This is a genomic window from Streptomyces sp. NPDC058741 (assembly GCF_042746715.1).
GTDB lineage: Bacteria > Actinomycetota > Actinomycetes > Streptomycetales > Streptomycetaceae > Streptomyces.
In genome coordinates this window covers 60,514-81,066 of sequence record NZ_JBHYQH010000023.1, presented here as the reverse complement: position 1 = coordinate 81,066, position 20,553 = coordinate 60,514, and the positions used below count along the sequence as shown (strand labels likewise).

General features: G+C 73.0%; 14 protein-coding genes. 6 read left to right on the top strand and 8 right to left on the bottom strand.

Annotation, left to right across the window (positions count from 1 at the left end; translation table 11 throughout):
* Positions 1 to 24 precede the first annotated feature (24 nt).
* The 3 genes from ACFW6P_RS19830 (at position 25) to ACFW6P_RS19820 (ending at position 6,727) form a co-directional block, all read left to right on the top strand.
* Entirely contained in the window at positions 25 to 540 is a 516-nt protein-coding gene (locus ACFW6P_RS19830) for a DUF6912 family protein (RefSeq protein WP_386424279.1), read from the top strand.
* 68 nt (positions 541 to 608) lie between these two features.
* A complete protein-coding gene (locus ACFW6P_RS19825) occupies positions 609 to 1,274 on the top strand; it encodes an HAD family hydrolase (RefSeq protein ID WP_386348682.1) in 666 nt (221 codons plus the stop codon).
* A gap of 491 nt (positions 1,275 to 1,765) precedes the next feature.
* Positions 1,766 to 6,727, top strand: a complete 4,962-nt coding sequence (locus ACFW6P_RS19820; protein ID WP_386424277.1) for an NAD-glutamate dehydrogenase — start codon at positions 1,766 to 1,768, stop codon at positions 6,725 to 6,727.
* Positions 6,728 to 6,799: 72 nt separating this feature from the next.
* Here ACFW6P_RS19820 and ACFW6P_RS19815 read toward each other — a convergent pair whose 3' ends face one another.
* The 4 genes from ACFW6P_RS19815 to ACFW6P_RS19800 all read right to left on the bottom strand — a co-directional run bounded on the left by ACFW6P_RS19815 (position 6,800) and on the right by ACFW6P_RS19800 (position 12,486).
* A complete protein-coding gene (locus ACFW6P_RS19815; protein ID WP_386348676.1) occupies positions 6,800 to 8,446 on the bottom strand; it encodes a glycosyltransferase family 2 protein in 1,647 nt (548 codons plus the stop codon).
* The gene (locus ACFW6P_RS19810; protein WP_386424275.1) at positions 8,443 to 10,638 is read right to left on the bottom strand and encodes a CDP-glycerol glycerophosphotransferase family protein; all 2,196 of its coding nucleotides are present in this window, start codon (positions 10,636 to 10,638) and stop codon (positions 8,443 to 8,445) included. The genes ACFW6P_RS19815 and ACFW6P_RS19810 overlap by 4 nt, the downstream gene beginning before the upstream one ends.
* A gap of 116 nt (positions 10,639 to 10,754) precedes the next feature.
* Complete coding sequence (locus tag ACFW6P_RS19805; RefSeq protein WP_386348670.1) at positions 10,755 to 11,585, bottom strand: ABC transporter ATP-binding protein; 831 nt, start codon at positions 11,583 to 11,585, stop codon at positions 10,755 to 10,757.
* Positions 11,578 to 12,486, bottom strand: coding sequence for an ABC transporter permease (locus tag ACFW6P_RS19800; RefSeq protein ID WP_386348667.1), 909 nt, complete (start codon positions 12,484 to 12,486; stop codon positions 11,578 to 11,580). The genes ACFW6P_RS19805 and ACFW6P_RS19800 overlap by 8 nt, the downstream gene beginning before the upstream one ends.
* A 210-nt stretch (positions 12,487 to 12,696) precedes the next feature.
* Here ACFW6P_RS19800 and ACFW6P_RS19795 point away from each other — a divergent pair, with 210 nt between their 5' ends.
* Entirely contained in the window at positions 12,697 to 13,323 is a 627-nt protein-coding gene (locus tag ACFW6P_RS19795) for a TetR/AcrR family transcriptional regulator (protein WP_386348664.1), read from the top strand.
* 37 nt (positions 13,324 to 13,360) lie between these two features.
* Here ACFW6P_RS19795 and galE read toward each other — a convergent pair whose 3' ends face one another.
* Positions 13,361 to 14,338, bottom strand: a complete 978-nt coding sequence (gene galE, locus ACFW6P_RS19790; protein ID WP_386348661.1) for a UDP-glucose 4-epimerase GalE — start codon at positions 14,336 to 14,338, stop codon at positions 13,361 to 13,363.
* 120 nt (positions 14,339 to 14,458) lie between these two features.
* Positions 14,459 to 16,234 carry a glycosyltransferase gene (locus ACFW6P_RS19785; protein ID WP_386424274.1) on the bottom strand — a complete coding sequence of 592 codons (1,776 nt, stop codon included), beginning with the start codon at positions 16,232 to 16,234 and terminating at the stop codon, positions 14,459 to 14,461.
* Positions 16,235 to 16,390: 156 nt separating this feature from the next.
* Between ACFW6P_RS19785 and ACFW6P_RS19780 the strand changes: the two genes are divergently transcribed.
* On the top strand, positions 16,391 to 17,989 hold the full coding sequence (locus ACFW6P_RS19780; RefSeq protein ID WP_386424297.1) for a glycosyltransferase family 39 protein: 1,599 nt from the start codon (positions 16,391 to 16,393) through the stop codon (positions 17,987 to 17,989).
* Here ACFW6P_RS19780 and ACFW6P_RS19775 read toward each other — a convergent pair.
* Positions 17,922 to 18,407 carry a MarR family winged helix-turn-helix transcriptional regulator gene (locus ACFW6P_RS19775; protein ID WP_386424272.1) on the bottom strand — a complete coding sequence of 162 codons (486 nt, stop codon included), beginning with the start codon at positions 18,405 to 18,407 and terminating at the stop codon, positions 17,922 to 17,924. The genes ACFW6P_RS19780 and ACFW6P_RS19775 overlap by 68 nt on opposite strands.
* 124 nt (positions 18,408 to 18,531) lie before the next feature.
* Here ACFW6P_RS19775 and ACFW6P_RS19770 point away from each other — a divergent pair, with 124 nt between their 5' ends.
* Complete coding sequence (locus ACFW6P_RS19770) at positions 18,532 to 18,945, top strand: organic hydroperoxide resistance protein (RefSeq protein ID WP_356445712.1); 414 nt, start codon at positions 18,532 to 18,534, stop codon at positions 18,943 to 18,945.
* 12 nt (positions 18,946 to 18,957) lie between these two features.
* Here ACFW6P_RS19770 and ACFW6P_RS19765 read toward each other — a convergent pair whose 3' ends face one another.
* Positions 18,958 to 20,517, bottom strand: a complete 1,560-nt coding sequence (locus ACFW6P_RS19765) for a hypothetical protein (protein ID WP_386424271.1) — start codon at positions 20,515 to 20,517, stop codon at positions 18,958 to 18,960.
* Positions 20,518 to 20,553: the final 36 nt, after the last annotated feature.

Below are 20,553 nucleotides of genomic sequence, written 5' to 3'. Positions count from 1 at the left end.
GACGACCACGAAAGCGGCCAGCCCATGCGTGTCTACGTGCCCCTGACCCTCCCCGGTCTCGCCGAGGCGTACAGGACGGGGGAGCTGGGCGCCGGGCCGTTCGTCGCCTACGCCGTGACGCCCGGGCTGCGCGAGTGGTACCTCTCGGACGACATCGAGGAGCTGGAGTACGCGGCGCTGGGCCGGGCCGCCCTCGCCTCGCTGCGGCTGCTCACGGCTGATCCGGGGGCGCCGCGGCGCCGGGTCGTCGTCGCCGCGGACGTGCCCGACCGGGCCGTGAGCGCGGACCCCGACCGCGGGCTCGACCCGGCGGCGCTGGGGGAGGTGCGGGTCTCGGGCCCCGTGGCGCTGTCCAGGGCCGCGTCCGTGCACGTCGACGCGGCGGACGCCCGGAGCGATGTGACGGCGGCGGCCGACGCGCTGCCGGCGGCGGACGGCGGGGACGACGACGCGCAGTTCGTCGTGGACGGGGCCGAGGACCACGAGCTGCTGTGGTTCGCCACACAGGAGATCCCGAACCTGGTGGGACGCGAGGACTGAGCACCCGGCGGGGGCGCATCGAAGCGCCGTCCTCTTGATTGTCAGTGGGGGCGGGTACGTTTTGGTGCATGGGGACGAAGACGGGCGCGCACATTGTCTGGGACTGGAACGGGACGCTGTTCCACGACATCGACGCGATCATCGGGGCGACGAACGCGGCCTTCGCCGAGCTGGGCCTGGAGCCGCTGACGCTGCAGAAGTACCGGGAGCTGTACTGCGTGCCGGTGCCGAAGTTCTACGAGCGCCTCATGGGGCGGCTGCCCACCGAGGCCGAGTGGGAGCGCATGGACGACGTCTTCCACCGGTACTACGCGCAGCACAGGACCGCCTGCGAGCTCACGGTGGGGGCCGCCGAACTGCTCTCCGGCTGGCGGTCGGCGGGGCGCAGCCAGTCGATCCTGAGCATGTACGTGCACGAGGAGCTGGTGCCGCTGGTGCGCGGCTTCGGCATCGAGCCGCACTTCATACGGGTGGACGGGCGCACCGGCCCTTCGGGCGGCAGCAAGGCCGAGCACATGGTGCGGCACCTGGGGTCCCTGAGCGGGGTGGCGCCGGAGCGGACCGTGGTGATCGGCGACGCCGCGGACGACGCGGTGGCCGCGCTGCACGTGGGGGCGCGAGCGGTGCTGTACACCGGCGGGTCGCACAGCCGGGCGAGCCTGGAGGCGGTGGGCGTGCCGGTCGTGGACACGCTGGAGGAGGCCGTCGCCGAGGCGGAGCGGCTCGCGGCGTAGCCCTCTCGCCGGGGGCGCCGCAGGGGACGGAGGACCGTCATCCCACCGTTCCCACGTAGCGGCACTGTGCAGAACGTCAAACTTCCGGGGCTTGTTTTGTACACATACGGCTCATGACGGAGCCCCTGTGGGGAGCGATAGCCTTAGTGGCGTGATCAGCGCGATAGCTCGCGGGGACGCCGTCGTCCCTGCCCTGCGCCCGGAGAGCACGGACGACATCCGTGTCCGGGCGGCAATCGCTGGTCCTCGCGGGCGGGACGGGGCATCGAGGACGCCCGGGACGCCGAGCACCATCCGGACCCAGGCGTCGCAGAGAGCAGCGTCACACCGGTGGAACACCTCAAGAATGGCTCAGACACCCCCGCTCATCTCACCTTGCGGCATAGCGTCGGTACAGACCGGATACCCCGTGACACGACGTGAGGTCGTAAGCGCAGAGGCCGTACTTCCTTCTACGTCACGCAACGGCGCGCGACAGGAGCCAGAGGACAATGCAGACCAAGCTCGACGAAGCCAAGGCCGAGTTGCTCGAGAGGGCCGCCCGGGTTGCTGAGAACGGTCCGGTCGGGGGGCACCTACCGACCGGGTCGACGGGCGAGGAGACCCCGGACGCCCCGGAAGCACCGGACCGCGAGTCCCTGCTCTCGTTCCTCCAGCGTTACTACCTGCACACGGCCCCGGAGGACCTCGCCGACCGCGACCCGGTCGATGTCTTCGGCGCCGCCGTGTCCCACTACCGGCTGGCCGAGAACCGCCCCCAGGGCACGGCCAACGTGCGGGTGCACACCCCGACCGTGGAGGAGAACGGCTGGACCTGCAGCCACTCCGTCGTCGAGGTCGTCACGGACGACATGCCCTTCCTCGTCGACTCCGTCACCAACGAGCTCACGCGCCGGGGGCGCGGCATCCACGTCGTCATCCACCCGCAGTTCGTCGTGCGACGCGATGTCACCGGCGCGCTCATCGAGGTGCTGCCCACGCCGACGACCGGCATCGGCGACCTCCCGCACGACGCCCACGTCGAGTCCTGGATCCACGTCGAGATCGACCGCGAGACCGACCGGGCCGACCTGAAGCAGATCACCGCCGACCTGCTGCGCGTGCTCTCCGACGCCCGTGAGGCCGTCGAGGACTGGAGCAAGATGCGGGACGCGGCGCTCCGCCTCGCGGAGGGCCTGCCGGACGAGTCCGTCCCCGACGACCTGCCCGGGCCGCAGGTCGAGGAGGCCCGCGAGCTGCTGCGCTGGCTGGCCGACGACCACTTCACGTTCCTCGGCTACCGCGAGTACCAGCTGCGCGACGACGACTCGCTGGCCGCCGTGCCCGGCACCGGTCTCGGCATACTGCGCGCCGACCCGCACCACTCGGACCAGGAGAGCCACCCGGTCAGCCCCTCCTTCGAGCGGCTGCCCGCCGACGCCCGGGCCAAGGCGCGCGAGCACAAGCTGCTGGTGCTGACCAAGGCGAACAGCCGCTCGACCGTGCACCGCCCGTCGTACCTGGACTACATCGGGGTCAAGAAGTTCGACGCCGACGGCAACGTCATCGGCGAGCGGCGCTTCCTCGGACTGTTCTCCTCCGCCGCCTACACCGAGTCCGTGCGCCGCGTGCCGGTCATCCGGCGCAAGGTCGAGGAGGTCCTGGCAGAGGCCGGCTTCTCGCCCAACAGCCACGACGGGCGCGACCTGCTGCAGATCCTGGAGACGTACCCGCGCGACGAGCTGTTCCAGACCCCGGTCGGGGAACTGCGCGCCATCGTCACCTCCGTGCTCTACCTCCAGGAGCGCCGGCGGCTCAGGCTCTACCTGCGCCAGGACGAGTACGGGCGCTACTACTCCGCCCTCGTCTACCTCCCTCGCGACCGCTACACCACGGCCGTGCGCCTGCGGATCATCGAGATCCTCAAGGAGGAGCTCGGCGGCATCAGCGTCGACTTCACGGCCTGGAACACCGAGTCGATCCTGTCCCGGCTGCACTTCGTGGTCCGCGTCCCGCAGGGCACCGAGCTGCCGGAGCTGTCCGACTCCGACAAGGAGCGCATCGAGTCCCGGCTGGTCGAGGCCGCCCGCTCCTGGGAGGACGCCTTCGCCGAGGCGCTCAACGCCGAGCTGGGCGAGGAGCACGCGGCGGAGCTGATGCGCCGCTACGCGCAGGCCTTCCCCGAGGGTTACAAGGCCGACCACAACCCGCGCGCCGCGGTCGCCGACCTCGTCCACCTGGAGCAGCTCGACGCCGAGGAGGGCACGGACTTCGCCCTCAGCCTGTACGAGCCGGTGGGCGCCGCCCCCGAGGAGCGCCGCTTCAAGATCTACCGCACGGGCGACGCGATCTCCCTGTCCGCGGTGCTGCCGGTCCTCAACCGGCTCGGCGTCGAGGTCGTCGACGAGCGGCCCTACGAACTGCGCTGCACCGACCGCAGCGTGGCCTGGATCTACGACTTCGGCCTGCGCATCCCCCGCCCGCAGGGCGGCGGCACGGACCACTTCGGCGACGACGCCCGCGAGCGCTTCCAGGACGCCTTCGCGGCCACCTGGACCGGCAAGGCGGAGAACGACGGCTTCAACGCCCTCGTGCTCAGCGCCGGGCTGACCTGGCGGCAGGCGATGGTGCTGCGCGCGTACGCCAAGTACCTGCGCCAGGCCGCGTCGACGTTCAGCCAGGACTACATGGAGGACACCCTCCGCAACAACGTCCACACCACCCGGCTGCTCGTCTCCCTGTTCGAGGCGCGGATGTCGCCGGACCGGCAGCGCGCGGGCCACGAGATCGTGGACGCCCTGCTGGAGGAGGTCGACGCGGCCCTCGACCAGGTGGCCTCGCTCGACGAGGACCGCATCCTCCGGTCCTTCCTCACCGTCATCAAGGCGACCCTGCGGACCAACTTCTTCCAGGAGGCGGACGGCGGCCTGCCGCACGACTACGTCTCCATGAAGTTCGACCCGCAGGCCATCCCGGACCTGCCCGCGCCCCGCCCGGCGTTCGAGATCTGGGTGTACTCGCCGCGCGTCGAGGGCGTTCACCTGCGCTTCGGCAAGGTCGCGCGCGGTGGTCTGCGCTGGTCCGACCGGCGCGAGGACTTCCGCACCGAGATCCTCGGCCTGGTCAAGGCGCAGATGGTGAAGAACACCGTCATCGTGCCGGTCGGCGCCAAGGGCGGCTTCGTCGCCAAGCAGCTCCCGGACCCGTCCGTGGACCGCGACGCCTGGCTCGCCGAGGGCGTGGCGTCGTACAAGACGTTCATCTCGGCGCTGCTCGACATCACCGACAACATGGTCGCGGGCGAGGTCGTGCCCCCGGCGGACGTCGTGCGGCACGACGAGGACGACACCTACCTCGTCGTCGCCGCCGACAAGGGCACGGCGACCTTCTCCGACATCGCCAACGGGGTCGCCGAGCAGTACAACTTCTGGCTCGGTGACGCCTTCGCCTCCGGCGGCTCCGCCGGCTACGACCACAAGGGCATGGGCATCACCGCCCGCGGCGCCTGGGAGTCCGTCAAGCGGCACTTCCGGGAGCTGGGCGTGGACACCCAGACCGAGGACTTCACTGTCGTCGGCATCGGCGACATGTCCGGTGACGTGTTCGGCAACGGCATGCTGCTCTCCGAGCACATCCGGCTGGTGGCCGCCTTCGACCACCGGCACATCTTCATCGACCCGAACCCGGACGCGGCGACCTCCTACGCCGAGCGCCGCCGCCTGTTCGAGCTGCCCCGCTCCAGCTGGGAGGACTACGACAAGGACCTGCTGTCCGCCGGCGGCGGCGTCTTCCCGCGCACGGCCAAGGCGATCCCCGTCAACGCCCAGATCCGCGAGGCCCTCGGCATCGAGGCCAAGGTCAGCAAGCTGACCCCGGCCGACCTGATGAAGGCGATCCTGCACGCCCCGGTGGACCTGCTGTGGAACGGCGGCATCGGCACGTACGTCAAGTCCTCGGCCGAGTCCAACGCGGACGTCGGCGACAAGGCCAACGACGCCATCCGCGTCGACGGCAAGGACCTGCGCGTCAAGGTCGTCGGCGAGGGCGGCAACCTGGGCCTGACCCAGCTCGGCCGGATCGAGTTCGCGCTGCACGGCGGCCGGATCAACACCGACGCCATCGACAACAGCGCGGGCGTGGACACCTCCGACCACGAGGTGAACATCAAGATCCTGCTCAACGGTCTGGTCACCGAGGGCGACATGACCGTCAAGCAGCGCAACAAGCTGCTCGCCGAGATGACCGACGAGGTCGGCCGCCTGGTGCTGCGCAACAACTACGCGCAGAACACGGCGATCGCCAACGCCCTCGCCCAGTCCGGGGCGATGCTCCACGCCCAGCAGCGCTTCATGAAGCACCTGGTCAGGGAGCGCCACCTCGACCGGGCCCTGGAGTTCCTGCCCACCGACCGGCAGATCCGCGAGCGCCTCGCGCAGGGCCAGGGCCTGACCGGCCCCGAGACGGCCGTGCTGCTGGCGTACACGAAGATCACGGTCGCCGAGGAGCTGCTGCACACCACGCTCCCGGACGACCCGTACCTGAGCACGCTGTTGCACGCGTACTTCCCGGCCGAGCTGCGCGAGCAGTTCCCGGAGTACCTCGTCAGCCACCCGCTGCGCCGTGAGATCACCACGACGGTGCTGGTCAACGACACGGTCAACACGGGCGGTACGACGTATCTGCACCGGCTGCGCGAGGAGACCGGGGCCTCGCTGGAGGAGATCGTGCGGGCGCAGACCGCGGCCCGGGCCATCTTCCGCCAGTCGCCGGTGTGGGACGGGGTCGAGGCGCTCGACAACAAGGTCGAGGCCGAGGTCCAGACCCGGATCCGGCTGCACTCCCGCCGCCTGGTGGAGCGCGGCACCCGCTGGCTGCTCAACAACCGGCCGCAACCGCTCCAGCTCGCCGAGACGATCGACTTCTTCGCCGACCGGGTCGAGCAGGTCTGGGGCCAGCTGCCCCATCTGCTGCGCGGCGCCGACCTGGAGTGGTACCAGAAGATCTTCGACGAGCTGTCGGGCGCCGGGGTCCCGGACGACCTGGCCACGCGCGTGGCCGGGTTCTCCTCCGCCTTCCCGACGCTGGACATCGTCTCGATCGCCGACCGCATGGGCCGGGAGCCGATGGACGTCGCCGACGTGTACTACGACCTCGCCGACCGGCTGCGCATCACCCAGCTCATGGACCGCATCATCGAGCTGCCGCGTGCCGACCGCTGGCAGTCCATGGCCCGCGCGGCGATCCGCGAGGACCTGTACGCGGCGCACGCGGCGCTGACCGCCGACGTCCTGGCCGTCGGCAACGGCACCTCGACGCCGGAGCAGCGCTACAAGGCGTGGGAGCAGAAGAACGCCGCGATCCTCGGCCGCGCCCGTTCGACGCTGGAGGAGATCCAGGCCTCCGACACGTTCGACCTCGCCAACCTGTCGGTGGCGATGCGCACGATGAGGACGCTGCTGCGCACGCACTCGTAGCGCGCCCGGCGCCCTGGACGCCCCTGGCCGGCACCGCGCCGACCAGGGGCGTCCGTCATGCGCTCCCGCGGCTCACTTCAGTGCGCTCGCCACCAGGCGTGCCGCCCGTTTCACCCGCGGTCTCGCCACCCGGCGGACCATCGGCCCGATCACTTTCGCCGTGACCCCGACCGGCTCCCAGCGCACCTGCAGACGCCCAGGGCCGTGGCCTTCCGGTTCCAGGGTCAGACGGTGGCGGGGGACGCGGGTGGTCAGGGCGGGGAAGGCCAGGGGTGCCAGCAGCAGACCCGTGTTGACCAGGCCCCGGTGGTGCAGGCGGAGCATGGGGTGGCGGATGCCGGCGAAGCCCGGCAGGGGCAGGGAGGCCGCCGCGAGGTCCAGGTGGGCGAGGCCCTCGAAGAGGCCCGGGCCGACCGGGGAGAGACGGAAGGGGACGTGGAGGCGGCGGCCGCCCGGGGCGATGAGCAGGGCGGCGCGCTGGGGGCCGACCGACAACCGCAGCGCGGGGTCGTACGTGCGGATGGCGAGGCCGACGGAGGCGCCCGGGCCCCGGGTGATCTCCGTGATCTCGTGGCGGAACTGGGCGCACGGGAAGGCGCGGGTCTCCAGCTCCAGATCGGAGATGTCCAGTTCGCGGCGGGACCAGGCGCTCCCGGGCAGCCGGTCCCCCCAGTACGCGCGGCCCTCCTGGTCCGTCGTCAGCTGCCGCGGTGCCACGCCGTGGGCCAGGCCGCGTGCCGCCAGCCGTGCCTCCGGCAGACGGCGGTCGCGGATCAGCTGCAGGACGACGCGCTCGGCTCGGGGGAGGCGGGCGAAGGCGCCCGGGGCGAGTGTGTCGAGGTAGGGGGTGACCAGGTCCGCGAAGGACGTCAGCCACTCCTCGTCCCGGTAGGGCAGGTCACCGGCGTACATGCGGAAGTCGTGCTTGAGGAACTTGTGGTCCTTGTCCTCGCGCAGCGACTCGTGCCCGCTCTCGGCCAGGAACGCGTCGATGAGGTGCTGGACGTGGATCCGGTCGCGGACGTTGGCGAGCTTGTGCCGCTGGTTGGAGATCGAGGCCGCCTCGGAGGCGGCGTAGGGGGCCACGTACCAGCGGTAGACCGGCTCCGGGATGATCGTGAACGCCTTGGCCAGGCAGTACGCCTGCGCCGAGAACAGCTGGTCCTCGTAGTGGATGCCCTCGGGGAAGCGCAGGCCGTGCCGCTCCAGGAAGGACCGGGCGTACATCTTGCTCGTCGACAGGTGCTCGAAGAACAGGCGCGGGTCGGCCTCGATGCCCTCCAGGGTGCGGCGCTCGGCGACCAGGTGCGGCATCCACGTCGAGCGCCGGCCGTTGTCGACCCGGATCCGCTGCACCGCGCCCATCGCGAAGTCGATCTCGCGTGCGCGGTGTGCGGCGAGCAGCAGTTCGACGGCGTTCTCCGGGAGCTCGTCGTCGCTGTCGAGGAACATCAGCAACGGCGCCCGGGCGATCTCCAGGGCGCGGTTGCGCGGGGCGCTGCAGCCGCCGCTGTTCCGCTCCAGGCGCAGATGGCGCACCCGGGGGTCCCGGGCCGCCAGTCGCCGGGCCACCTGCGGGGTCGCGTCCGTGGAGTGGTCGTCGCTGACGATGATCTCGATGTTCGCGTGGGTCTGCCGGCACACCGAGTCGACCGCGCGGGTGAGGCGCTCGGCGTCGTTGTAGACGATGACCGTCACGGTGACGTCGGGGGTGCTCATGCGGTCGCCTCCTGCGGGGTGGGGGCCGGGGTGCGTTCCTCGACCGGCAGCACCGGCGGCAGGTCCCGTCCGTCCTGGCCGAGGAAGACACGGCGGACGACGCGCTCGGCGGCCCGTCCGTCGTCGTACTCGCAGAACCGGCGGCGGAAGACGGCCCGGGTCTTCGCCGCGTTGTCGTCGTGCCAGGCCTCGCCGCCGAGGATCTCCGTCAGTTCCTCCTGGGTGCGGCTCACCGGGCCCGGCGCCTCGGCCGTCAGGTCGAAGTAGACGCCCCGGGTGGTGCGGTAGGTCTCCCAGTCGTCGGCGTGGATCACGATCGGGCGGTCGAGGTTGGCGTAGTCGAACATGATCGAGGAGTAGTCCGTGACCAGGACGTCCGCCGCCAGGCACAGCTCCTCGACCGGGTCGTAGGAGGAGACGTCGATGATCCGGCCCGTGCGGCGCAGGTGGGTCAGGGGGGAGGCCGCGCCGCCGTAGAAGTAGTGGCCCCGCACGAGCAGGACCGTGTCCTCGCCCAGCCGGTCGGCCAGGGTCGCGAGGTCCAGGCGGGGCGTCCAGCCGGCCTCGTAGTCGCGGTGGGTCGGGGCGTAGAGGACGGCCCGGCGGCCCGGGGCGATGCCGAGGCGGTCGCGGACCGCGCGGACGTCGCGGGCGCCGGCCGTGTAGTAGACGTCGTTGCGCGGATAGCCGTAGTCCAGCGAGACGTAGCGTGAGGGGTAGGCGCGTTCCCACATGCGGGTGGTGTGGCTGTTGGCGGAGACGCTGAAGTCCCACTTGTCGACGCGCTCCAGCAGCGCCTGGAAGTCCAGGCCCTGGGCGGCCGCGGGGAACGCCATCTGGTCGAGGCCCATGCGCTTGAGCGGGGTGCCGTGGTGGGTCTGGACGTGGACCGCGTCCGGGCGCTTGACCACCGCGTTGGGGAAGTTGACGTTGTTGACGAGGTACTTGGCGGTGGCCAGCACCTCCCAGTACCGGCGCGTGCCGGGCACGACGTGGTCGGTGCCCGGGGGGAGAAGGGCCGCGTTCTGCTCGGTCACCACCCACACCGCGTGCGTCCACGGGGCGAGTTCGGCGAGCTTCGCGGCGATCGCCGCGGGGTTGCAGGCCACCCCGCGGTTCCAGTACGCCGCGAACACGGCCAGGTGGGGGTCGACCGGGCGGCCCAGCGCCCTGCGGTACTGGTGGTCGCGGAGCTTGGCGCCCGCCTGGCGCCTGCGGGTCCGCAGGGCCGACTTGGCGGTGCGGCGGGTGCGGTTGGCGGCCTGGAACGCCCGGTACCTGCCGTAGGCGCCCTCTTCGAGCAGGGAGCGGCGGACGCCTTCGAGGCCGGCGGGGCGGCGGTAGCCCTCGGGGCGGCGGCGCAGGGCGGCGAGGGAGGCACGGCGGAAGAACTCCCGTGCGACGTCCTCCTCCATGCCGCCGCGGGCGAAGGTGCGCAGGCAGTCGCGGACCATGACCTCGTACAGGACGGTGTGGGCGGCGCGGCGGTCCCGGGTGAGGTCGAGGAGGGACTCGTAGCGCTCGATCAGCCCGTAGCGCTGCTCGGCGGTGAGCGGGGGCCGACTCGCGGGGCGCAGCCTGCGGTCCTCGTAGGCGACGTGCGGCAGGCACGCGACGCGGCCGGCGAGCAGCAGGGCGGCCAGAGCCGCGGACGCCTCGTCGTCGGTGGTGAGCCGCTCCTCGTGCGCCCGCCAGAAGTCCGCCCGCAGGACGCGGGTGCCGAGCAGCGGGGTGAGGCGCAGCAGGGGCGCGCAGTCGTCGAGGGCGACGTCGGAGCGGCCCGCCCGGGCGAGCAGGGAGCCGTCCGGGGAGGGCATGCCCGAGGTGTGCCAGGTGCTGCGCACATGGTCCGTCAGCAGCACGTCCACCGCGGGCGGCAGCGCGGCCACCCGCTCGGCGACCGTGCGCGGGGTGCCCGCGGGCAGTCCGTCCCTGGCGTGGACGAAGTGCAGCCAGCGTCCCCCGGCCCGGGCCACGCCCGCCGCCCGGGCCTCCGCGTCGCCCGTGCCGTCCGGCAACGGCACCACCTGCACGTCCGGGGCGTGTCGCTCGGCCGTCTCCCGGGCCCAGTCGCCGACCGCCGCCACGATCACCTCGGCGTCGGGCAGTGGATGCGCGGCGAGGGAGTCGAGCAGTCCGGTCAGGTGGTCCTGCACGTTCGGCCCGTGGACGATGACGCTGAGCTCGGCCATCACGGGACTCCTTCTCGCCAGACTCGCCGTACGGCTTCACGCCATCGTGCCGTACGACTCGCAATTCTGCGGTCATAGTGGCACCGAAGCGGCGAAAGGACCGTCCGGGTTGCGCCTCACGAGGGAACGGCGGCCTTGGGCTTCGGCTTGGATTTCGCCGCCTTGTCGCCGGTGAACGCCTCGTACTCCTTGAGGACCTCGTCCGTCGGGCCGTCCATGAGCAGTTCGCCACGCTCCAGCCAGAGCACGCGGTCGCAGGTGTCGCGGATCGACTTGTTGTTGTGGCTGACCAGGAAGACCGTGCCCGCGTGCTTGCGCAGCTCCCGGATACGCCGCTCGGAGCGCTTCTGGAAGGAGCGGTCGCCGGTGGCCAGGGCCTCGTCGATGAGCAGGACGTCGTGGTCCTTGGCGGCGGCGATGGAGAACCGCAGCCGCGCGGCCATGCCGGAGGAGTACGTCCGCATCGGCAGGGTGATGAAGTCGCCCTTGTCGTTGATGCCCGAGAAGTCGACGATCTCCTGGTGGCGCTCCCTGATCTGCTCGCGGGACATGCCCATGGCCAGGCCGCCGAGGTGCACGTTGCGCTCACCGGTGAGGTCGTTCATCAGGGCCGCGTTGACGCCGAGCAGGGAGGGCTGGCCGTGGGTGTAGATCCGGCCGTTCTCCACGGGCAGGAGTCCCGCCACGGCCTTGAGCAGGGTCGACTTGCCGGAGCCGTTGGTGCCGATCAGGCCGATCGCCTCGCCCTTGCAGGCGACGAAGGACACGTTCTTCACGGCGTGCACCCGGCGCACGCCCGCCGCCTTCTCGGTCTGCCCGCGGCGCAGCATGCGGTTGAGGGCGGCGGTCGCGGAGCCGCGTCCGGCGCCGGTGCCGTTGACGCGGTAGACGATGTCGACGCCGTCGGCGACGACGGTGGGGGTCTTCTCGCTCGGGTGCTCAGCCACGGCCGTACGTCTCCTCAGCCTTCCAGAAGTAGATGAAGCCGCCGACTCCGGCGACCAGCGCCCATCCCGCGGCGATCGCCCACACGTGGGCCGGCAGCCGGTCCGCGTGGAAGCTGTCGATCAGGGCGAAGCGCATCAGGTCGATGTAGACCGCGGCCGGGTTGGCCTCCAGCAGCAGTGTCACCGCCCGCGGCAGCCGGTCCTTGTCGGCCAGCTGGTCGATGCTCCACATGACGCCCGAGGCGTACATCCAGGTACGCAGCACGAACGGCATCAGCTGGGCGATGTCGGGGGTCCTGGCCCCCGTCCGGGCCATGACCATCGAGACGCCCGCGTTGAACGTGAACTGCAGGAACAGCGCCGGCACCGCCAGCAGCCAGGACACCCCGACCGGCACGCCGAAGCAGAGCAGGATCACGACCAGGGCGGCCATGGAGAACAGCAGCTGCTGGAGCTGCTGGAGGCAGAACGACAGCGGCAGCGCGGCGCGCGGGAAGTGCAGGGCCCGGACGAGGCCCAGGTTGCCGGAGATGGCGCGCGTGCCCGCCATGATCGAGCTCTGCGTGAACGTCCACACGAACACGCCCGTCACCAGGAACGGGACGTAGTCCGGCACGCCGTGCTTGGTGCCGAGCAGCACCCCGAAGATGAAGTAGTAGACCGCCGCGTTGAGCAGCGGGGTCATCACCTGCCAGACCTGGCCGAGCTTCGCCTGGCTGTACTGGGCGGTGAGCTTGGCGGTGGCGAACGCCGTGATGAAGTGCCGACGGGCCCACAGCTGCCGGACGTACGCGGGCAGGGAGGGCCTCGCGCCGCTGACCGAGAGGCCGTGGCGGGCGGCGAGGGCCGCGAGGTCGCGGGCGGCCGGGACCGGGGGCGGTGGGTCGAGGACCTGGCTCACATCCGCTGCTTTCGTTCGGGAGGGGGGAGGGGGAGGGGGCAGGGGGGTGTGGGAACGGGGCCGGGGAGGAGCCGTGCGCGCGACAGGCGGTTCTCACCGGACTCTTGACGATTTCTTACGTCGGAACGGAACCGTATCGTCGTCACGGGAGCGTACGACGGAAGAACGTCGGGACGCAACCGTTTCGTCGTGGCGCCCTATGCTGTCGGCATGACGACGAAGCCCGACGAGCCCCAGCAGCCCCCGCGCCGCCGGGCCCCCGCGGGGGCGGCCGTACTGCGCGAGGACGTCACGGAAGCGATCCGGGCGGCCGTCTTCGAGGAGCTCGCGGCCGTCGGATACGCGCGGATGTCCATCGAGGGGATCGCGCGCCGGGCGGGTGTCGGCAAGACGGCGGTGTACCGCCGCTGGCGCTCCAAGCTGCACCTGGTCCTGGACCTCGTCTCGGCCCTCGCCGTGCAGGGCCTGCCCGTGCCCGACACCGGCTCCCTGGAGGGCGACCTGCGCCTGCTCTACGAGGTGACGTCCCGCGCCCTGCGCCACCCCGTCGCCTCGCAGGTCCTCCCCGACCTCCAGGCCGAGGCGGCCCGCAACCCGGACATCGCCGAGGCCCTCCAGAAGGCCCTGCGGGAGGGGCAGGACGGGGTCGCCACCGGCATCGTGACGGCGGCCGAGCGCCGCGGCGAGCTGCGCGAGGGCCTTGACCACGACCTCGCCCTGGACCTGATCTCCGGGCCGCTGTACTGGCGCTCGGTGGTGATCCGCGCCCCGAAGCTCCCGAAGGGCTACCTGGAAGCGCTGGCCCGGGCCACGGCGGCGGGGTTGCGGGAGCTGTAGGACGGGGCCCGCCGCGCGGAGCGGCGGTGTGCGCCGGTCAGGGGCGGGCCTTTGGGTGGAGCCGCACCCAGCCCTCCCAGGCCGACGTGATCATGTCCTGGACGCCGTGCCGGGCCTTCCAGCCCAGCTCGGTCGCGGCGCGGTCCGCCGAGGCGACGACCCGGGCCGGGTCGCCGGGCCGGCGGGGGGCGACCGCGGGGGGCAGGTCGTGGCCGGTGACCGCGCCGATGCGGTCGATCATCTCCCGGACCGAGACGCCCTCGCCCCGCCCGATGTTGAGCGTGAGATCCCGGCCGGGGCGCGAGCGCAGCACCCGCGCGGCCGCGACATGGGCCTCGGCCAGGTCGACGACGTGGATGTAGTCGCGTACGCAGGTGCCGTCCGGGGTCGGGTAGTCGTCGCCGAAGATCCGCGGCGGTGCCTGCTCCGTCAGCCTCTCGAAGACCATCGGGACGAGGTTGAACACACCGGCGTCCGCGAGCTCGGGGGCCGCCGCGCCCGCCACGTTGAAGTAGCGCAGGGACGCGGTCGCCAGCCCCGTCGCCCGGCCCGTCGCGCGCACCAGCCACTCGCCGGCCAGCTTCGTCTCGCCGTACGGCGACATCGGTACGCAGGGCGTCTCCTCCGTCACCAGATCCACGTCCGGCATGCCGTAGACCGCCGCCGAGGACGAGAAGACGAAGGACGGCACCCGCGCCGCCGTCACCGCGTCCAGCAGGAGCCGCAGGCCCTCGACGTTCTCCCGGTAGTACCGCAGCGGCTGCTCGACCGACTCGCCCACCTGCTTCTTCGCCGCGAGGTGGACGACGCCGGTGACCTCGTGGTCCGCGAGCGTGCGCGTGAGCCGCTCGGTGTCCAGCGTCGAGCCCACCACCAGCGCCACTCCGTCGGGCACGCGGTCGGCGGTGCCGGTGGAGAGGTCGTCGTACACCACCGTCCGTTCCCCCGCCGCGGTCATCGCCCGTACGACGTGGGCGCCGATGTAGCCGGCGCCGCCGGTGATCAACCAGGTCATTCGCGGCCGTCCCCTCGTCCGGTGGCCTGTGGTGGTGCGTGGTGCGTGGTGCGTGGTGCGTGGTGCGTGGTGCGTGGTGCGTGGTGCGCGGTGCGCACAGTGTGCGCGTCCCGTCGGATCTCAGTGAAGCAGGCGGCGCAGCCGGCCGCGTACGACCGACAGGACGCCGCGCACGCCGGGCGCGAGACGCAGCGCCAGGGCGCCGGAGTGCGTGGCGTACGGCTGTACGAGTACCACGCCGTGCCGGGCGCTCGGGACGGCGTGACGGCGCAGCAGCCCGGCGCCCGTGAGCGCGTGCGCGGTGACGTCCCGGCGCGAACCGTCACGGAAGCGGAGCCGCAGCCGCAGGTCCCAGGTGCCGGCCCCTGCCGCGGCCAGGGCCGCCAGATCGACCGCCACCTCGGCCGACCAGACGTCGTGCGGTTCGCCTTCGGTCAGCTCGGTCCTGTCGGTTCGGTTTGTCCTGTCGGTCCTGTCGGTCCCGCCAGACCGGTCGGTCCCGTCGGACCGGTCGGACCCGTCCGTCTCGCCCGCCCCCTGCGGCCCGGCGCCCGGGGTGAGCACCGCGCGCTCGCCCCCCGCCACGACACTCCCGTCGTCCCGGTGCGCCCACCGCACCTCCACCGTCTCCGGTCCGGCCTGCGCCACCCGCCCGTACAGCTCGTGCAGGCGCAGCCGGACAACGGTGGCGCCGTGTGCGCGGGGTCGCAGTGCCGCGTCGACGGCGAGGGGCAGGGCCCGCACCGGGCCGGTCAGCAGGGGCTCCAGGGAGACCTGGGGAAGGCCGGCCGACCAGACGGGCGTGCCGTCGGCGGCGCGGGCGTACGGCGGGCGCAGGCGGGCCGGCCGCGCGGCCAGTTCCCGCAGCCGGGGCAGGTCGCGGGGCTCCGGGGAAGCCAGCACGACCCGTCCGGCCAGCCGGCCCGGGGCGGCGGGGTTGCGGGCCCAGTCGTCCGCGTCGTACTCCGCGAGGTGCGCCCGGGTGAGCTCCCACCACGCCCGCCGGTACGCGCTGTCGCGCAACCCCAGCTCCCGCAGGTACATCCGCAGGTCGTGGTCGAGGAACTTGGCGCGTGCGGCCCGCGCGAGGTCCTTCTGCCCGGCGCCCAGCAGGATCTCGTACGCCTGCCGGCAGGCCTCCGTGCGGGCCTTCCAGTTGGCGACGCCGGCCCGGTCGAGCGAGATCGACAGCCGCTCGGCGGACCGCCGCACGTGCCAGACGTAGACCCGGTCCGGGATCAACGCGATCCGCGGGGCGGCGGCCAGGAGGCGCGCGGTGAAGACGACGTCCTCGTACGGGAAGCGGCCCTCGGGGAAGCGGATGCCGTGTTCGCGCAGGAAGGCGGTGCGGTACAGCTTGTTGACGCAGAGGGTGTCGTGGACGAGGCGGGGCCGCCCCGCGGGGTGCGGTACCGCGGCGTGCAGCGCGTAGAGGCGCGGCTGCCAGGGCACTTCGCGCCCCGAGGGCAGTTCCCGGCGTACGCACAGGCCGCCCGCGACCTCCGCCTGCGCGCCCCGGGCCGCGTCGAGGAGCGCGTCGGCCGCGCCCGGCGGCAGGACGTCGTCGCTGTCGAGGAACATCACGTACGGCGAGGTCACCGCGTCGAGGCCGGTGTTGCGCGGGGTGCCGCAGCCGCCGCTGTTGGCCCGGCGGCGGATCACCCTCAGCCGGGGCTCCGCAGCGGCGAGCCGGCCGAGCACGTCGGCGCTGCCGTCGGCCGAGCAGTCGTCGACGGCCACGACCTCCCGCACGGCCGGGCCCTGGTCGAGCGCGGAGCGCACGGCGTCCGCGACGTGGGCGGCGTCGTCGTAGCCGATGACCACGACGGCGATCCCGGCCAGCGGGCTCGCCCCACGCCTCACGGCGTCCCTCTCAGCGTCCGTCTCGGCATGCATCACGGCGGATCCTAAGCCGGTCGAATGACATGAAAGTGGTAACACACCATTAAACGCATCCATACGGATCCAACGGCGCAGAATCGGCCCGTGACGATCGGACAGTCGAGGGGGAGCGGCCGGTTCGGCGGGGACGTGGTGCCCGTGGCGGTCCCCATGGCGGTGATGCTCGCGGTCGGCCTGTGGGGGCTGGACCGCGGCGGCATGTGGGGCGACGAGAGCGTCACCTACCAGGTCGCGCAGCGCACGGTCCCGCAGATCTGGCGGCTGCTGCACGACGTGGACGCGGTGCACGGCCTGTACTACCTGCTCATGCACGCCGTCCTGGCGGTCCACCAGGACGAGGTCGTCCTGCGCCTGCCGTCGGTGTGCGCGGCGACGCTCACCGCCGGTCTGGTCGCGGCCCTCGGCGTCCGGCTGTCCGGACCCCGGGCCGGCCTGTGGGCCGGTCTCCTCTACGCGATCACCCCGATGACCGGCCACTACGCGCAGGAGGGACGCTCCTACGCGCTCGTCGCGGCCGGGGCGGCGGGGGCGACGCTGCTGCTCGTACGGGCCGTGGAGGGGGCGGGGACGCGGGCCTGGTGGCCGTACGGGACGGTCGTCGCGCTGACCTGTGTGCTGCACGAGCTGGCCGTGCTGGTGCTCTGCGCGCACGCGGCGACACTGGCGCTGATGCGGGTGCCCCGCCGGGTGTGGTTCCGCTGGGGCCGGGCGGCGGCGGCCGCGGTGGTGGCGCTGCTGCCGCTGGTGTGGGTGTCGCGGGGGCAGGCCGGGCAGGTGGCGTGGCTGGTGGAGCCCGGGTGGGACCGGGTCGAGGGGCTGGCGCGGAACGTCGTGCCCGTCCGGACCGGGCCGGTGTTCTGGGCGTCCCTGCTGCTGATGGCGGCCGGGCTCCGGGAACGGCGGCTGGCGGCCGTCGCGGCTCCGCTGCTGCTCGTGCCCCCGGCGCTCCTGCTGACCGTGTCGCAGGTCCGGCCGCTCTACCACGACCGGTACGTGCTGTACGCCCTGGCGGGCGGTTCCCTGCTGGTCGCCGCCGGGGCCGGGCGGGTGGCCGGGGCGCTGGGACGGGTGCGGTGCGAGGGGCGGCGGGTGCGGGTCGGCCGCCGGCAGGTGCACGCAGTGCTGGGCGTCACCGGCGCCCTCGCCCTCGTCGCGGCCTTCCTGCAGCAGCTGCCCGTCCACCGCCAGGACCGGTCCGCCGCGCACCGCCCGGACAACCTCGCCGTGGTCTCCGCGCTCGCCGTCCACCGGATGCGCCCCGGTGACCCGGTGCTGTTCGTGCCGTCGGTCGGGAGGCTCGCCGCGCTGGCCTACCCGAAGGGGTTCCGGCGGGTGCGGGACATCGCGCTGCGGGAGTCGGCGCCCCGCTCCGGGACGCTGTGGGGCCGCGAGGCGACCCCGGGGGAGCTGCGGCGGCGGCTCGCCGCGGTGGACCGCGTCTGGGTCGTCGCCGAGACGTCCGTGCTCGACCCGCGCTGGTCGCCGCCCGACCCGGTCGAACGGGCCAAACTCGCCGTGCTGGCGGCCGACTTCACCGTCCGCGAGGAACACGTCCGGCACGGCGTCGTCCTGCGCCTCCACGTCCGGCGGGGGCCGGCCCACGTGCCCGCCGGCCCCGCAGACGTGCCCCCCGGCCCGGCCGACGTGCCGCCCGGCCCGGCCGATGTGCCGCCCGGCGCCGCTACGACGGCCCGGCAGCCGGGCCGCCCGGCGCGTCCGCGAGGGCGGCGGCGTCCAGCGCGGAGGTGAGTTCGTCCAGGCGGGCGCGCAGGGCGCGGATCTCCGCGGCGTCGAAACCGGTCGAGGAGGCGATCCGGCGCGGCACCTCGACCGCCCGCCCCCGCAGCGCCCGGCCCTCCTGCGTGAGCCGCACCTCCACCGACCGCTCGTCGCGGGCACTGCGCTCCCGGGTCACCAGACCCGCCGCCTCCAGCCGCTTGAGCAGCGGCGACAGCGTGCCGGAGTCCAGGCGCAGATGCTCCCCGAGCTTCTTGACGGGCAGCGCGCCGTGCTCCCACAGCACCAGCATCACCAGGTACTGCGGGTAGGTGAGCCCCAGGTCCTTGAGGACCTGGCGGTAGACGCCGTTGAAGGCGCGGGAGGCCGCTTGCAGGGAGAAGCAGATCTGCTGGTCCAGGCGGAGCCAGTCGTCGTCCGGCGTGTTCATGCGTCCAGGGTAGCTCGGGCACCCAATTTGATTGCACACAACTTAATTGTGTGCTCTAATTGTGGCTGTCGGGCGGCCCGGAAGCGGGCCGCCGCACCGTGACGTGTGAGAGGGAAGGATTTTCATGGACGCGCTCTACACCGCCGTCGCCACCGCCACCCACGGCCGCGAGGGCCGCACCGTCAGCTCCGACGGCGTACTGGACCTGGCGCTGGGGATGCCGCAGGCGCTGGGCGGCAACGGCCAGGGCACCAACCCCGAGCAGCTCTTCGCCGCCGGCTACGCGGCCTGCTTCGGCAGTGCCCTCGGCCTCGTCGGCCGCCAGGCCAAGGTCGACGTCAGCGACGCCGCCGTGACCGCCGAGGTCTCCATCGGCAAGCAGGGCGAGGGCTTCGGCCTCGCCGTCACCCTCCGCGTGGAGCTTCCCGACAGCGTGGACGAGGCGACCGGCCGCAAGCTCGTCGACCAGGCCCACCAGGTCTGCCCGTACTCCAACGCCACCCGCGGCAACATCGACGTCGACCTCGTCATCGAGTAACCGCCCCGCGTCTCACCCCCCGACCCGCGCCAGCACCTCCCCCGTCCGTCTGCTCCACGCCACCACCACCGCCTCCTCGGGCAGCGGGTGCCAGCGCGTCAGCAGCAGCCAGCGCACGTGGTAGCGGCGGACGACGGCGGCACGCTCGGCGCGGGTCGACCCGGGGGCGAGGTAGGCCTTGACGTCGGCCGCCCGGCGCCGACGCTCCCGCTCGTCGAGGGCGGGGTCGGGCCAGATGGGCGCGGCGAGGTTCGGCCCGTACCCGGCGATCGCGTGACTCGCGAGATACCCGTCGGTGATCACCACCTCGCCCCGCCCGATGTGCCGTGCCGCCCAGTCGTACGACGGCCAGCGCGTCGGCTGCGCGAACCCCACCGGATCCACCGACCGCGGCACGACCGCCCCGGCGTGCACGGTGAGGAACCCGGCGCACACCGCGGCCACCGCCGCCCCGCCCAGGACCCGCCGGGCCCGCCCCCAGGGCCGGGGCGCCGCCAGCTCCACCGCCAGGGCGCACTGCAACGGCACCAATCCCGCCCACAGCGCCCGGGCGTAGGTGTAGTGCCCGCTGACCCAGCCGTACGCCAGCAGCAGGCACTCCAGCAGGAACATCAGCACCAGCGGATCACGCACCGACCGGCGCGCCCGCACCCACAGCGCGGGCAGGCCCGCCAGCGCCAGCCAGGAGTTCGCGAGCATCCGCTCGTACAGCTGCCGGTGCATCGCGTCCAGCCCGGTGTCGCCCACCAGGTCCAGCACGTCGTAGTACGGCCACGCCACCGCCACCGCCGCGCACACCGCCCCGGCCAGCGCCCAGCGCGCCGGGACCGCCCGGCTCCGCCCGCGCTGCCGGGCCGCCACCACCGCCACCGCCCCGGTCAGCGCCGAGGCCGCCGTGACCGGGTGGGTGAGCAGGATCAGCGCGTACAGGACGCCGACCCCGGCGTACCCCCACCAGGCGCCGAGGCCGCTCGGGCCGACGAAGCGCACCGCCGGGGCGTCGTCGTGCGCGAGCCTCGCCGTCCAGGCCCACGCCCAGAACGTCAGGCCGATGGCGAGCGCGGACGGATACCCCAGGTTGACGGTCATCGGCATGAGCCCGAGGTAGCCGCTCCACAGGATGCGCGTGGTGCCCCACAGCAGCGTCATGAACAGCACGGCCAGCACCGGCGCCCACGGGCGCGGGCTGAGGGTCCGCACGAAACGCCCGAGCCCCGTCAGCAGCACCAGCAGGTGCACCGGCCCGGCCAGCTTCACGACCTCCCAGCCGGACAGCCCCGTCAGCCGCGCCAGCACGCCCTGCGCCACGGCGTACGGCCCGTAGTACGGGCTGCCCTCACCCGGCAGGTCCGCCATGGTGTGGGCCGGATGGAGCAGATCCGCCTTGAGGCGCTCGACGACCGCCGCGTGCTGCCCGGCGTCGCAGCACAGCGGCACCCGCCAGTACGCCAGGGTCATCACCAGCCAGAACAGCGCGCCGAAGACCTGGTACGGGGTCGGTCGCCCGTACCGGCCGCCGCGCAGCGCCGTCGCGCCGCGCACCGTCCGCCGGACGAGGTTCGGGGCGCTCACAGGACGGGGGGAAGTGCGAGGTTGTGGGGCATGCGC

Bases quoted from the DNA above. Each gene is read 5' to 3' on its own strand.
- ACFW6P_RS19830 (WP_386424279.1), top strand. From the start codon at position 25: ATGCGTGTCTACGTGCCCCTGACCCTCCCCGGTCTCGCCGAGGCGTAC.
- ACFW6P_RS19825 (WP_386348682.1), top strand. From the start codon at position 609: ATGGGGACGAAGACGGGCGCGCACATTGTCTGGGACTGGAACGGGACG.
- ACFW6P_RS19820 (WP_386424277.1), top strand. From the start codon at position 1,766: ATGCAGACCAAGCTCGACGAAGCCAAGGCCGAGTTGCTCGAGAGGGCC.
- ACFW6P_RS19815 (WP_386348676.1), bottom strand. From the start codon at position 8,446: ATGAGCACCCCCGACGTCACCGTGACGGTCATCGTCTACAACGACGCC.
- ACFW6P_RS19810 (WP_386424275.1), bottom strand. From the start codon at position 10,638: ATGGCCGAGCTCAGCGTCATCGTCCACGGGCCGAACGTGCAGGACCAC.
- ACFW6P_RS19795 (WP_386348664.1), top strand. From the start codon at position 12,697: ATGACGACGAAGCCCGACGAGCCCCAGCAGCCCCCGCGCCGCCGGGCC.
- galE (WP_386348661.1), bottom strand. From the start codon at position 14,338: ATGACCTGGTTGATCACCGGCGGCGCCGGCTACATCGGCGCCCACGTC.
- ACFW6P_RS19785 (WP_386424274.1), bottom strand. From the start codon at position 16,234: ATGCATGCCGAGACGGACGCTGAGAGGGACGCCGTGAGGCGTGGGGCG.
- ACFW6P_RS19780 (WP_386424297.1), top strand. From the start codon at position 16,391: ATGGCGGTGATGCTCGCGGTCGGCCTGTGGGGGCTGGACCGCGGCGGC.
- ACFW6P_RS19775 (WP_386424272.1), bottom strand. From the start codon at position 18,407: ATGAACACGCCGGACGACGACTGGCTCCGCCTGGACCAGCAGATCTGC.
- ACFW6P_RS19770 (WP_356445712.1), top strand. From the start codon at position 18,532: ATGGACGCGCTCTACACCGCCGTCGCCACCGCCACCCACGGCCGCGAG.